General features: G+C 70.5%; 13 protein-coding genes. 7 read left to right on the forward strand and 6 right to left on the reverse strand.

Annotated elements, in window-relative coordinates; all coding sequences use genetic code 11:
* Positions 1–20 precede the first annotated feature (20 nt).
* The 3 genes from ACZ68L_RS06645 to ACZ68L_RS06655 all read left to right on the forward strand — a co-directional run bounded on the left by ACZ68L_RS06645 (position 21) and on the right by ACZ68L_RS06655 (position 1,570).
* Positions 21–662 carry a TetR/AcrR family transcriptional regulator gene (locus tag ACZ68L_RS06645; RefSeq protein WP_239227244.1) on the forward strand — a complete coding sequence of 214 codons (642 nt, stop codon included), beginning with the start codon at positions 21–23 and terminating at the stop codon, positions 660–662.
* Between the two features lie 144 nt (positions 663–806).
* Entirely contained in the window at positions 807–1,034 is a 228-nt protein-coding gene (locus ACZ68L_RS06650; RefSeq protein ID WP_164495152.1) for a DUF3107 domain-containing protein, read from the forward strand.
* A 266-nt stretch (positions 1,035–1,300) separates the two neighbouring features.
* Positions 1,301–1,570 (forward strand): hypothetical protein, encoded by a 270-nt coding sequence (locus ACZ68L_RS06655; RefSeq protein WP_361449298.1) that lies wholly within the window; start codon positions 1,301–1,303, stop codon positions 1,568–1,570.
* 51 nt (positions 1,571–1,621) lie between these two features.
* On the opposite strand, the gene ACZ68L_RS06660 is transcribed toward ACZ68L_RS06655, so the two are convergent.
* On the reverse strand, positions 1,622–2,356 hold the full coding sequence (locus ACZ68L_RS06660; protein ID WP_327273067.1) for a ferritin-like fold-containing protein: 735 nt from the start codon (positions 2,354–2,356) through the stop codon (positions 1,622–1,624).
* Positions 2,357–2,841: 485 nt separating this feature from the next.
* Here ACZ68L_RS06660 and ACZ68L_RS06665 point away from each other — a divergent pair, with 485 nt between their 5' ends.
* Together ACZ68L_RS06665 and ACZ68L_RS06670 are read left to right on the forward strand one after the other, a co-directional pair.
* Positions 2,842–4,680, forward strand: a complete 1,839-nt coding sequence (locus tag ACZ68L_RS06665; protein WP_469575277.1) for a DEAD/DEAH box helicase — start codon at positions 2,842–2,844, stop codon at positions 4,678–4,680.
* A 252-nt stretch (positions 4,681–4,932) separates the two neighbouring features.
* The gene (locus ACZ68L_RS06670; RefSeq protein WP_469574679.1) at positions 4,933–5,781 is read left to right on the forward strand and encodes an alpha/beta fold hydrolase; all 849 of its coding nucleotides are present in this window, start codon (positions 4,933–4,935) and stop codon (positions 5,779–5,781) included.
* Between the two features lie 52 nt (positions 5,782–5,833).
* Here ACZ68L_RS06670 and ACZ68L_RS06675 read toward each other — a convergent pair whose 3' ends face one another.
* Complete coding sequence (locus ACZ68L_RS06675; protein WP_469574680.1) at positions 5,834–6,721, reverse strand: NYN domain-containing protein; 888 nt, start codon at positions 6,719–6,721, stop codon at positions 5,834–5,836.
* 221 nt (positions 6,722–6,942) lie between these two features.
* On the opposite strand from ACZ68L_RS06675, the gene ACZ68L_RS06680 reads away from it, so the two are divergent.
* Positions 6,943–7,095 (forward strand): hypothetical protein, encoded by a 153-nt coding sequence (locus ACZ68L_RS06680; protein WP_015611185.1) that lies wholly within the window; start codon positions 6,943–6,945, stop codon positions 7,093–7,095.
* 79 nt (positions 7,096–7,174) lie between these two features.
* On the opposite strand, the gene ACZ68L_RS06685 is transcribed toward ACZ68L_RS06680, so the two are convergent.
* The 3 genes from ACZ68L_RS06685 to ACZ68L_RS06695 all read right to left on the reverse strand — a co-directional run bounded on the left by ACZ68L_RS06685 (position 7,175) and on the right by ACZ68L_RS06695 (position 9,596).
* A complete protein-coding gene (locus tag ACZ68L_RS06685) occupies positions 7,175–7,780 on the reverse strand; it encodes a MarC family protein (protein WP_469574681.1) in 606 nt (201 codons plus the stop codon).
* A gap of 178 nt (positions 7,781–7,958) precedes the next feature.
* Positions 7,959–8,825, reverse strand: a complete 867-nt coding sequence (locus ACZ68L_RS06690) for a PHP domain-containing protein (protein WP_469574682.1) — start codon at positions 8,823–8,825, stop codon at positions 7,959–7,961.
* Between the two features lie 132 nt (positions 8,826–8,957).
* The gene (locus tag ACZ68L_RS06695) at positions 8,958–9,596 is read right to left on the reverse strand and encodes a DUF6758 family protein (RefSeq protein WP_469574684.1); all 639 of its coding nucleotides are present in this window, start codon (positions 9,594–9,596) and stop codon (positions 8,958–8,960) included.
* 157 nt (positions 9,597–9,753) lie between these two features.
* Here ACZ68L_RS06695 and ACZ68L_RS06700 point away from each other — a divergent pair, with 157 nt between their 5' ends.
* On the forward strand, positions 9,754–10,986 hold the full coding sequence (locus ACZ68L_RS06700) for an MFS transporter (protein WP_469574685.1): 1,233 nt from the start codon (positions 9,754–9,756) through the stop codon (positions 10,984–10,986).
* A gap of 90 nt (positions 10,987–11,076) precedes the next feature.
* On the opposite strand, the gene ACZ68L_RS06705 is transcribed toward ACZ68L_RS06700, so the two are convergent.
* Positions 11,077–11,709 carry a suppressor of fused domain protein gene (locus ACZ68L_RS06705; protein WP_469574687.1) on the reverse strand — a complete coding sequence of 211 codons (633 nt, stop codon included), beginning with the start codon at positions 11,707–11,709 and terminating at the stop codon, positions 11,077–11,079.
* Positions 11,710–11,781 lie beyond the last annotated feature (72 nt).

Below are 11,781 nucleotides of genomic sequence, written 5' to 3' on the forward strand. Positions count from 1 at the left end.
TCACATATTTGGGAGGCGGCGTGACAGCCATCGAGCAGACCGAGGCGGCGCGCCCGCGAGGCACTCGACTGCCTCGCCGCGCCCGACGCAACCAGCTGCTGGGCGCCGCGCAGGAAGTATTCGTGGCGCAGGGTTACCACTCCGCGGCCATGGACGACATCGCGGAACGGGCCGGGGTCAGCAAGCCGGTGCTCTATCAGCACTTCCCGGGCAAGCTGGAGCTCTATCTGGCGCTGCTCGACCAGCACTGCGAGTCGCTGCTCCAGGCGGTCCGTACGGCGCTGGCGTCGACGACCGACAACAAGCTGCGCGTCGCCGCGACGATGGACGCGTACTTCGCGTACGTGGAGGACGAGGGCGGCGCGTTCCGGCTGGTCTTCGAGTCGGACCTGACCAACGAGCCCGCGGTCCGCGAGCGCGTCGACCGGGTCTCGTTGCAGTGCGCGGAGGCGATCTCCGACGTCATCGCCGGGGACACGGGACTGTCCAAGGACGAGTCCATGCTGCTCGCGGTCGGTCTGGGCGGCGTCTCCCAGGTGGTCGCCCGCTACTGGCTCTCCAGCCGGTCCGCCATCCCGCGCGACACGGCGGTTCAGCTGCTCACCTCGCTGGCCTGGCGGGGCATCGCGGGCTTCCCGCTGCACGGCATCGAGCAGCACTGACGGCGGCGGCCGGGTTCGGCCGGCGCGCGTGTTCGCTGCGGGCGTTGCCCACCGGCCCCTGACGGTTCCCCTCAGCGGGCTAATGTGTGCTGCGTACGGCGCGATTCACACCGCGCAGGGACTGACCGTCGGAGGGACATAGCCGTGGAGGTCAAGATCGGGGTGCAGCACACGCCCCGGGAGATCGTTCTGGAGAGCGGGCTTTCCGCCGAAGAGGTCGAGAGCGCGGTCGCCGAGGCTCTCACCGGTAAGGCGCAGCTGCTCAGCCTCACGGACGAGAAGGGCCGCAAGGTCCTGGTACCGGCCGACCGGATCGCGTACGTGGAGATCGGCGAGCCCAGCACGCGCCGCGTGGGGTTCGGCGCGCTGTAGGGCGGCGCGCTCGACGCAGTGGTCGTGACGGCGGCCCGGTGGGGATTCCCCGCCGGGCCGCTTTCCGTTCTGGGGATCCCCCGCCGGGCCGCATCCCGGTCGGCCCGCGGCTCGGCCCGAGGATCCGTCCGTACTCACCGTGCGCGTTTCCGTCGGTCGGGCGATTCCGGCGCGAACCCGGTACGAGGAGGGTTGCGTTCCGCCCCCCTCGGGTAGTACGGCTAACGACCGATTTACCCGCCCCGCAACACGCGAGGTGATCATCTGTGATTCTGGAACCTCTCGGCTCCGTCGTGCTCGGACTCGCCCTGGCCTGGGCGGGGCTCCACTCGCTGCCCGACCGGCTCCCGTCCCGCCGTGCCGTCTTCACCACCGGCGCGCTGGGAGCCCTGTTCGGCGCGTTTCTCATGCACTCGGTGCTGGGACCGGGCCACTCGGTGGCCACACTCGTCGGCGCGGCGCTGGTCGGCGCCGTCACGCTCTCGCTGCTGGTCCGCCCCCGAAGTCACCGCCTGAGCCGCTCAGCGGCGGCCTGAGAGCGTCCGGCGCCCGTGCGGACGGGCGCCGGACGGCCCCCGGTGAAGGTGCTACGCCGCCAGTCCCAGCGCCGCCATCCGCTTGGTGTGCGCCTCGGTGATCCGCGAGAACATCCGCCCGACCTCCGCCAGGTCGAACCCGTCCGCCACGCCGCCCACGAGCATCGTCGACAGCGCGTCGCGGTCGGCCACCACCCGCTGCGCCTGCGAGAGCGCCTCGCCCATCAGCCGACGCGCCCAGAGCGCGAGCCGACCGCCGACACGCGGGTCGGCCTCGATCGCGGCGCGTACCTTCTCCACGGCGAAGTTGCCGTGTCCCGTGTCGTCGAGCACGGCGAGGACGAGGGAGCGGGTGTCAGAGTCGAGCCGGGCGGCGACCTCGCGGTAGAAGTCACTGGCGATCGAGTCGCCGACGTACGCCTTGACCAGGCCCTCCAGCCAGTCGGACGGAGCGGTCTGGCGGTGGAAGTCGTCGAGCGCCTTGGCGAACGGCTCCATCGCGCCGGTCGGCTCCACCTCGATCGCGGTCAGCCGGTCCGTCAGCCGCTCGAAATGATGGAATTCGGCGGAGGCCATCTTCGCCAGCTCCGCCTTGTCGGCCAGCGTCGGCGCGAGTTTGGCGTCCTCGGCGAGCCGCTCGAAGGCCGCCAGCTCCCCGTACGCGAGTGCTCCCAGCAGGTCCACGACCGCTGCGCGGTACTGCGGCTCCACGGACGCGGTGGCCCAGTCCTGGGCGGCGATTCCGGTGAGCACGGGGGCTTCGTTGGCGTTGTCAGGCGTCTCCATGAAGCGCAGAATAGCCCGCCCGACGGGGGACGGAAGGGCCTGGCCGGTCAGTGACATCACACCGTTCCGATGAATTCGCCCAACACACATGCGCGAATCCGGGGTACAGTGGTATTGCGCCTACTGAGTATTTTGGACGTACCTGCGGCGCGAACATTGGTGAAAACGAATGAGGATGCCCGGTCGGTGGCCCGATCGGCTCCGACCCGACAGCCCTCCGCGCGGGTCGTACGACTCGTACGACCGCAGATGAGGGGCCCCCTCAGCGGCACGAGCGCTCGAGCGACGGCAGTGGTCCCGCGCCACCCGGCCCATCCACGGCCGGATGACCAACCCCGGCACGGTACGACCCCCAGCGTTCGCCTCGGACCGCGTCTCACAGAAGAGGCAGCACCCTGACTACGTTCCGAGAACTCGGGATTCTTCCCGAGACGGCCGAGGCCCTTGAGGCCGTCGGCATCGTGTCCCCGTTCCCCATCCAGGAGATGACGCTCCCCGTCGCGCTCTCCGGCTCCGATGTCATCGGACAGGCCAAGACCGGCACCGGCAAGACCCTCGGTTTCGGTCTTCCGCTGCTGGAGCGCGTCACCGTCCTCGCGGACGTCGAGGCGGGCCGGGCCCGGCCCGAGCAACTGACGGAGGCGCCGCAGGCGCTGGTCGTCGTCCCCACCCGCGAGCTCTGCCAGCAGGTCACCAACGACCTCCTGACCGCCGGCAAGGTGCGTAACGTCCGCGTTCTCGCGATCTACGGCGGCCGCGCGTACGAGCCGCAGGTAGAGGCCCTGAAGAAGGGCGTCGACGTGATCGTCGGCACCCCGGGCCGACTGCTCGACCTGGCCGGACAGCGCAAGCTCGACCTCTCGCACGTCCGCTCGCTCGTGCTCGACGAGGCCGACGAGATGCTCGACCTCGGCTTCCTGCCCGACGTCGAGAAGATCATCACCATGCTTCCGGCGAAGCGCCAGACGATGCTCTTCTCTGCGACCATGCCCGGCGCCGTCATCGGTCTCGCGCGCCGCTACATGTCGCAGCCGACGCACATCCGCGCCACCTCGCCCGACGGCGAGGGCGCGACCGTCGCGAACATCTCGCAGCATGTCTTCCGGGCCCACTCGATGGACAAGCCGGAGCTGGTCTCCCGCATTCTGCAGGCCAACGGCCGCGGACTCGCGATGATCTTCTGCCGTACGAAGCGCACGGCCGCCGACATCGCCGAACAGCTGGAGAAGCGTGGTTTCGCTTCCGGCGCCGTCCACGGCGACCTCGGGCAGGGCGCGCGCGAGCAGGCGCTGCGCGCGTTCCGCAACGGCAAGGTGGACGTGCTCGTCTGCACCGACGTGGCGGCCCGCGGTATCGATGTCGAGGGTGTGACCCACGTCATCAACTATCAGTCGCCGGAGGACGAGAAGACGTACCTCCACCGCATCGGCCGGACCGGTCGTGCCGGCGCCAAGGGCATCGCGATCACGCTGGTCGACTGGGACGACATCCCGCGCTGGCAGCTGATCAACAAGGCGCTGGACCTGAACTTCAACAGTCCGGTCGAGACGTACTCCACCTCGCCGCACCTCTTCGAGGAGCTCGACATCCCGGCCGGCACCAAGGGTGTCCTGCCGCGTGCCGAGCGGACCCGTGCGGGTCTGCGTGCCGAGGAGATCGAGGACCTCGGCGAGACGGGCGGCCGCGGCCGCAAGTCCGCCGCCGCCGCCGTGGCCCCCGCCGCCCGCGAGGAGCGTGCGCCGCGCACGCCGCGCCAGCGTCGTCGTACGCGGGGTGGTTCGACCGTCCCCGCCGTCGAGGAGACCGCCGAGACCACGGCCGTGGTACCGGCCCCGTCCGCCGAGGTGACCGACGCCCCGTCCGAGCCGCGTACGCCGCGCCGCCGGCGCCGTACCCGCGTCGGAGCCCCGGACATCGCGGCCGAGGTCGCGGTGAGCACGGTCGAGGCTCCGGCCGCCGAGGCCGGGGACGAGTCCGAGGCCAAGCCGCGCCGTCGTCGCACCCGGGCCGCCGTCGTGAAGCCGGTGGCGGAGGAGGTCGACTTCCAGATCGCCCCCATCGCCGAGCCGGTGCCCGCGAAGACGGTGACCAAGCCGCGCCGCCGCACCCGTGTGATCAAGCCGGCCGAGGACGAGGTCGACTTCCAGATCGCGCCCATCGCCGAGCCGGTGCCCGCGAAGACGGAAAGCAAGCCGCGCCGTCGCACCCGTGCGGCTGCCAAGCCGAAGACGGAGGTCGTGGCGGAGGTTCCGGCCGCCGAGGGCGAGACGAAGCCGCGGAGGCGCCGGGCGCCGCGTGCGACCGCCGCCACGACCGAGGGCTGAGCGCGCGACACCGCCTCGTCCGGGGCTCGCCCCGGACCCCGCTCCTCCGTCGACCGGAGGGGCCTGATTTCGCCGGACGGGCTTGAGGGTTTCCTCAAGCCCGTCCGGCGTTCCAGCACATGGTCGCTGCCCGTCCGGCATCCAGGACACGGCCTCTGTCCGTCCGGCGTCCGAGGACGCGGGGTGCGGCCGTCCGGCGATCGGGGACCTTCCCTTCTGCCCGTCCGGCGTCGCAGGACATAACCTCGTCCCATGAGCCGGCCGCACACCTTCACCCCGCCTCCCTGCGCCCACGCCCACCAGCTCCGCACCGCGCGCGGGGACTTCGCCGTGCTGGACGCCCCGCCGCGCACCGCGCCGCGCGGCACGGCCCTCCTGCTGCCCGGATACACGGGCAGCAAGGAGGACTTCATCGCACTGCTCGAACCACTCTCCGCCGCCGGGTACCGAATCGTCTCCGTGGACGGCCGCGGGCAGTACGAAACCGAGGGGACGGACCGTCAGGACCAGTACATGCAGGCCGAGTTGGCCCGTGACGTGCTCGCGCAGGCCGCCGCGCTCGACGCCGCCGGCGAGGGCACCGTACATCTGGTCGGGCATTCGCTCGGCGGGCAGATCGCGCGCGCCGCCGTGCTGCTCGACGCCTCGCCGTTCCGTTCGCTGACGCTCATGTCGTCCGGCCCCGCCCAGGTCGCCGAGGCCCAGCAGCTCAAGGTGAAGATGCTGAGCGACGCACTCGCGACGCTGAGCATGGCCGAGGTGTGGGAGGCGATGCGCGCCCTCGACCCGCCCGAGGACGCGACGACCGACGGCGAGGCGCTGCGCCGGCGCTGGCTGCGCCACCGGCCCGCCCAGCTGATCGCCACCGGCCGTCAGCTGGCGACCGAACCGGACCGGGTGGCCGAACTCGCCGCCGTCGCGCTGCCGGTCCATGTGCTCTCCGGGGAGCGCGACGACACCTGGCCGGTACCGCTCCTCGACGAGATGGCCCGGCGGCTCGGTGCGCACCGCACCCGGATCGCGGGCGCCGAACACTCCCCCAACACGGACCGCCCCGAACAGACGGCGGCCGCACTCGTCTCCTTCTGGGAAAGCCTGTAGGCGCCACCGTCGGAACTCGACGAGGCCGGTGCGCGGCGCCGTCACCCGGAACTCAGTACTGGGCCTGCAGGTGCTGCCAGAAACCGTCACGCAGCGCCCGGCGCAGATGCGCGTGACCGCGCAGCGAGTGCTGCAGCAGCCGTTCGGCCTCGACCAGCAGGTCCTGGTCGACCGAGCCCGGCAGATACGGGTGGCCGGGCAGCAGATCGGCGAGGGATTCGCGGCCCCGGGCGGCCAGCCAGGCCGCGGCGATCTGCGCACCGACGAAGCGGACGTCTTCGCGCGAGGGCGCGGGGGTGTCGTCCTCGTAGGTGGTGACGGGGCGTCTGGTGACGTACGGGCGGCAGAAGTCCAGATCGAAGGTGCGCTGGCTGTCGACCTCCCAGAGCAGCGGTTCGGCCTGGTTGCGCCCCTCCCCGGCCTCGATGCCCCACAGGTGCACACGGGCCCCGTATCCCTGCGCCGCCTCGACCGCGGACACCAGGTCCTCATCGCCGCCGACGAGTGCCGCGTCGCTGATGGCGCGGTGCCGGGCGAGCGATTCGAGATCGGTGCGGATGAGTGAGTCGACGCCCTTCTGCTGGTTGTTGGCGTTGAGGTTGCCGAGTCTGACCTTGACGTCGGGGAGTTCGGCGATGGCCTGCTGCTCGACGGTGTGAATGCGTCGCCTGGCTCCGTCGTACCAGTACACGCGCAGCAGTCTGCTGTCCGCGAAGATCGTGCGGGCCTTGTCGATGAAGGCCTCGATCAGCCCTTCCGCGTCGAGGTCGAAGGAGCGGCGGTCCTCGGTGCCGGTGACGAGCAGTCCGGCCGCGGCGTACACATAGCCCGCGTCCACGAAGATCGCATGGGTCGAGGGGGTCTTCGACACCTCGGCGAGCACGCGCTGGAGCAGCTCGTTGGTGCGGTCCAGGCGCTCGCCGATCTCTGCCTCGTTCATACGGGCCTCGTCGTGGACCTCGTCGCCGGCGCGTGCTGGGTGACCTGCTGATACTTAGACATCCAAAAAATTTCCTTAGCGTAGGGAATGTTTGCCGGAGGCAAGTCGTTGTACCCCTCGTGGAGCGCAGGACATCGCTGTCGGGCGCTCTCATCCTTGCGGACGGGTCATCCGTCCTCCCAGTAGTTCTCCAGCAGGAGGATCAGACGAAGGGAAGCCATATGCGCTTCGAGATCATGCGACTCGACGATGTCGACGGTACCGCCGTGGACAGCACCGTCGTGGACGCCGCCTCCGTCAACCGGATCGTGCAGCAGGCCGCAGCCATGGGCCAGCGCATCTACATCCGCCCGGCCGAATCCTCGGCTTCGTAACGCATGACGACGTACTAAAGACGAAGCGCCCCCGTACGGACGGTCCGTACGGGGGCGCTGTGGTGTCCGAGGGCGAGCGTCAGGCGTTCTGGATGACCTGGGTGACCCCGTTGATGATCTGCTGCACGGCGATGGCGGAGAGCATCATTCCGGCGAGCCTGGTCACCAGCACGACGCCGCCGTCCTTGATGACCCGGATGATCAGCAGCGAGTATCGCATGGTCAGCCAGAGCACGATGTGCATGGCGATGATCGCCGACCAGACCGAGATCTGGCTCCCCACACTGTCGGCGTGCTGCACCGCCAGGATCACCGAGACGATCGCACCGGGCCCGGCGAGCAGCGGCATGCCCAGCGGCACGAGCGCCACGTTGACGTCCTTCGTCTGCGTCGGCTCGTCCGTCTTGCCGGTGAGCAGATCGAGCGCGATCAGCAGCAGGAGAAGCCCGCCCGCGATCATCAGCGCGGGTACGGAGACATGCAGATAGTCGAGGATCTGCTGGCCGAGCACCCCGAAGACGGCGATCACGCCGAAGGCGACGGCCACGGCCTGCAGCGCCATCCTGCGCTGCATCTTGGCGGGGCGGCCCGCGGTGAGGGCAAGGAAGATCGGGGTGATTCCAGGGGGATCCATAATCACAAAAAGCGTGAGAAAAAGAGATCCGAAGACAGCGACGTCGAACACAGTGAGCCTTGCGGGAGGAGAACGAGAAACGGCTTGGAGGAGCGCACCCCGGGACCGGGACAGCGGCCCGGAGGCCGTGGGTGCGCGGTGGAACGCGGAAGAGGGACGCGTGCGGCGTTACGCGTCGGGCCGCCGGGCCGGGCGCGGGGCTTCGGCCCCGGCCGGGACGCGTGCGGCGTTACACGGGGCGGGGTCCGCCGGCGCCCGGCACCGGGAAGGCTCCCGTGGCGCGCCGGGTGATCTCGCCGTAGATCTCGGGGTCGGTGGTGCACTCGCCGAGTCCGACGGTCTTGCGGGTGCCGTGATAGTCGCTGGAGCCGGTCGTCAGCAGTCCCAGCTCCCGGGCGAGTCCGCGCAGCCTGGCCCTGGTCGGCTCGTCGTGGTCCATGTGGTCGACCTCGACGCCGTCGAGGCCCGCGGCGGCGAGCTTCGCGATCGACGACTCGGGCACCACCTCACCGCGCTTGACGGCGAGCGGGTGGGCGAAGACGGTGACGCCGCCGGCGGCCTTGACCAGCCGGATCGCGTCGAAGGGGTCGAGCTCGTGCTTCTCGGCGTACGCGCGTCCGCCGTTCGCGAGCCATTCGGGCGTGAAGGCGTCGGAGACGGTCTCGACAACGCCGAGCTCGACGAGCGCGGTGGCGATGTGCGGCCTGCCGACCGATCCGTCCCCGGCGATCCGTGCGACCCGCTCCCATTCGATGGGCACGCCGAGCGCCTGGAGCTTGCCCACCATCGTCCGCGCACGCGGCACCCGGTCGTCCCGCACCAGCTCGCGTTCGCGGGCCAGCTCGGGCTCGTCGGGGTCGAAGAGGTACGCCAGCAGGTGCAGGCTCACGCCGTCGATCCGGCAGGAGAGCTCGGCGCCGGTGACGAGGGTGAGCCCCTCCGGAAGGGCGGCGATCGCCGCGGCGTGACCGCGCACGGTGTCGTGGTCGGTGAGGGCGACGACGTCGAGGCCCGCGGCAGCGGCGCCCAGCACCAGCTCGGCGGGGGTGTCCGTACCGTCCGACGCGGTGGAGTGGGTGTGCAGGTCGATGCGCACGACGCGTACTCCATTGTTCGGGGCCGGACAGAGGGGGACGTTCAAGGATAACCGGCGTCCGGACACCACCCGGCCGGGCTCCGTCCGCCCCGACCGGTGCCGCGAGGTCCGGATCTATCCGGACGAGAGGACCTAGTTGAGCAGGCGTGGGGTGAGCGCTCCGCACGGCACGAGGTCCATCTCTCCCCCGGCCTCGCGCAGATCGGCGAGCACCAGCTCGTCGTACATCAGGAGCCCCGACTGCTCGGGCCAGACGATCGCCCAGAGCCAGAGCCCGCGCGCCTCGCCCGCGAAGACCGCGCGGTCCTCGGGGGCGCCTTTGACGTGCCAGAGCGGAGTGGGACGTCCGGCGGCGAGCATCTTGACGTCCGGCGGGCCGTCGACATCCAGATGCGGGCCGGGGTCGGGGCCGTCGATCCCGGCGTAGCGCGCCCCGAGTCCGACACCGAGCTCCTCGGTGACGAGCAGCAGCTCGCCGATGCCGCCGACGGGACCGGGACCGGAGCAGCCGACGACGGTGGCACGGCCGCCGCTGCGCTCGTCACCCGCGCTCGCCACGCCCGTGAACAGCCAGCCCACCGGCAGCGGCCAGGGCATCCACACCGGCACCCGGGCGCGGCCCACGACCACGCCCAGCGCCTCGACGCTGGGCGGGACGACCGGTTGCAGCGGTTGCACACTGCCGTGCAGAGAGCACTGCCAGGTATCGGCAAAGAGACCGGGCGCCCTGACCCGGCCTCCACACTTCGGGCAACTGGGTTCGCCCCTCATAGCGACCAACGGTCCTCCAGGTCCGCCGCCGCGTCAAGGATGATCACCCGTCCGCAGCGTGGCCGCGACCTGCGGAATTAGATGTAACTTGCATTCATTAGTTCCTCTAACTTATTCTGTGTATAACACAACGATCTAGTGGAGAGCGAGAAGACCTATGCAAGGAGAGGATCCGTTCGATCAGGGAGCGGGCAGCATCCTGCGCCAGCCGAAGGCCGTCTGGGCCACGGCGGGCGCCTCTGTCGTCGCGTTCATGGGAATCGGCCTGGTGGACCCGATTCTGCCGTCCATCGCCAAGGGCCTGGAGGCGACACCGAGCCAGGTGTCCCTGCTCTTCACCTCGTACTTCCTGATCACCGCCGTGGCGATGCTCGTCACCGGCTTCGTCTCCAGCCGGATCGGTGGCCGCAAGACGCTGCTGACCGGCCTCGCGCTCGTCGTCGTCTTCGCCGCGCTCTCCGGCACCTCGTCGTCCGTCGCCGAACTCGTCGGCTTCCGGGCCGGCTGGGGTCTGGGCAACGCGCTCTTCGTCTCGACCGCGCTCGCCGTGATCGTCGGTGCGGCGGCCGGTGGCAGCGCGGCGGCGATCCTGCTCTACGAGTCGGCGCTCGGCCTCGGCATGGCCTGCGGCCCCCTGCTCGGCGCCCTGCTCGGTGATGCCAGCTGGCGCTACCCGTTCTTCGGTACGGCCGCGCTGATGGCGATCGGCTTCATCTGCATCACGCTGTTCCTGAAGGAGCAGCCCAGGCCCGCCGGCAGGACGTCACTGCTCGACCCGATCAAGGCGCTCGGCCACGGCGGCCTGGCCTCCGTCGCCACCTCGGCGTTCTTCTACAACTACGCGTTCTTCACGATCCTGGCGTTCACTCCGTTCGTGCTCGACATGACGCCGTACAAGTCGGGCGCGGTCTTCTTCGCCTGGGGTCTGCTGCTCGCGGTCTTCTCGGTGCTCGTCGCCCCGCGGCTGCAGAAGCGCTTCGGGTCACTGAAGGTGCTCGGTGCCTCGCTGGTGCTGCTCGCCGCCGACCTCCTGGTCCTGGGATACGGCAACCACACCGCCGCCGTCGTCTGCACGATCGTCTCCGGCGCCTTCATCGGCATGAACAACACCGTCTACACGGAGCTGGCGCTCGGTGTGTCGGACGCGCCGCGCCCGGTGGCGAGCGCGGGCTACAACTTCGTCCGCTGGTTCGCCGCGGCCGCCGCCCCGTACCTCGCCCCGAAGATCGAGGAGTGGAGCAACATCCACATCCCGTTCGTGGTCGCCGCCATCACGGCCGTGGTCGGTGCGATCGTCGTCTGGGTCCGGCGTACGGCGCTGACCCACGACGCGGAGGAACTGGAGCCGAAGCACGCCACCGAGGACGGCGTCACGGTCTTCGCCGACTGACCACGGCACCGGCCCCCCGTTCCGCCCCGCCCGCGGCTCCCCCTCCTGGCCGCGCGGCGGGGCTTCCCCGTGCCCGGCATGACGTACGTCTCAGTCCAGGTCGACGGAGGCACGGAGCGGATCGCGCAGATCCGTACCGTGCGAGAGCCACCGCTCCTGGAGTTCCTGCGCACCCCGGACCCGCTTCCACGCGGCCTCGTTGTGCGTCATCGGCAGCAACGGCAGGAACCGCACCGGATCCATGGGGCCGCCCGCCTCCGGACCACCGCCGCTCCCGGAGCCGCCGGGCGCGGGCTCGTTCGGATCCAGGTCCTCGACCAGCCCGCCCGGCTCGGCGACCAGTACGGAGCTGAACGGCGCCCCGGGCCACAGCGGTTCACCGAAGTCCAGCGAGGCTCCGGGCGCCACGATCAGACCCTCGACCTGCGGAGAGGCCGCCAGCACGGCCAGCGGACGCAGCACCTTGTCGGTGTCGGCGAGCCCCGCCCGCACGGAGAGGACCAGCTCGGCGCGCGGCCCCTTGACCGGGTCCGCGAGGGTCGCGGTCGGGTCGGTCATCGGCTGCGCGGACATGCCGAGCGTGGCGTAGCGCACCACGTCGCCGTCGACGAAACGGAGCACCTCGATGCGGTCCGTGCCGAGAAACGTCACTGCGGCGCGGGCGTCCGGTTCGCCGAGGGCCGTCAGCAGCCGGGCCTCGACCAGAGCAAGAATTTCTCCCATCCCGCGAGCATAGGACGCGTATGGAACGGGCAAAGTAAAGGATTGGCCCTCGGGCGGCTGATAGTCTTGGCC

Source organism: Streptomyces sp. NPDC104309 (assembly GCF_055584025.1).

What these genes read in the sequence shown, in the direction of transcription:
- ACZ68L_RS06660 (WP_327273067.1), bottom strand. Translation starts at nt 2,356, where the DNA reads ATGGAGACGCCTGACAACGCCAACGAAGCCCCCGTGCTCACCGGAATC.
- ACZ68L_RS06665 (WP_469575277.1), top strand. Translation starts at nt 2,842, where the DNA reads ATGACGCTCCCCGTCGCGCTCTCCGGCTCCGATGTCATCGGACAGGCC.
- ACZ68L_RS06670 (WP_469574679.1), top strand. Translation starts at nt 4,933, where the DNA reads ATGAGCCGGCCGCACACCTTCACCCCGCCTCCCTGCGCCCACGCCCAC.
- ACZ68L_RS06675 (WP_469574680.1), bottom strand. Translation starts at nt 6,721, where the DNA reads ATGAACGAGGCAGAGATCGGCGAGCGCCTGGACCGCACCAACGAGCTG.
- ACZ68L_RS06680 (WP_015611185.1), top strand. Translation starts at nt 6,943, where the DNA reads ATGCGCTTCGAGATCATGCGACTCGACGATGTCGACGGTACCGCCGTG.
- ACZ68L_RS06695 (WP_469574684.1), bottom strand. Translation starts at nt 9,596, where the DNA reads ATGAGGGGCGAACCCAGTTGCCCGAAGTGTGGAGGCCGGGTCAGGGCG.
- ACZ68L_RS06700 (WP_469574685.1), top strand. Translation starts at nt 9,754, where the DNA reads ATGCAAGGAGAGGATCCGTTCGATCAGGGAGCGGGCAGCATCCTGCGC.
- ACZ68L_RS06705 (WP_469574687.1), bottom strand. Translation starts at nt 11,709, where the DNA reads ATGGGAGAAATTCTTGCTCTGGTCGAGGCCCGGCTGCTGACGGCCCTC.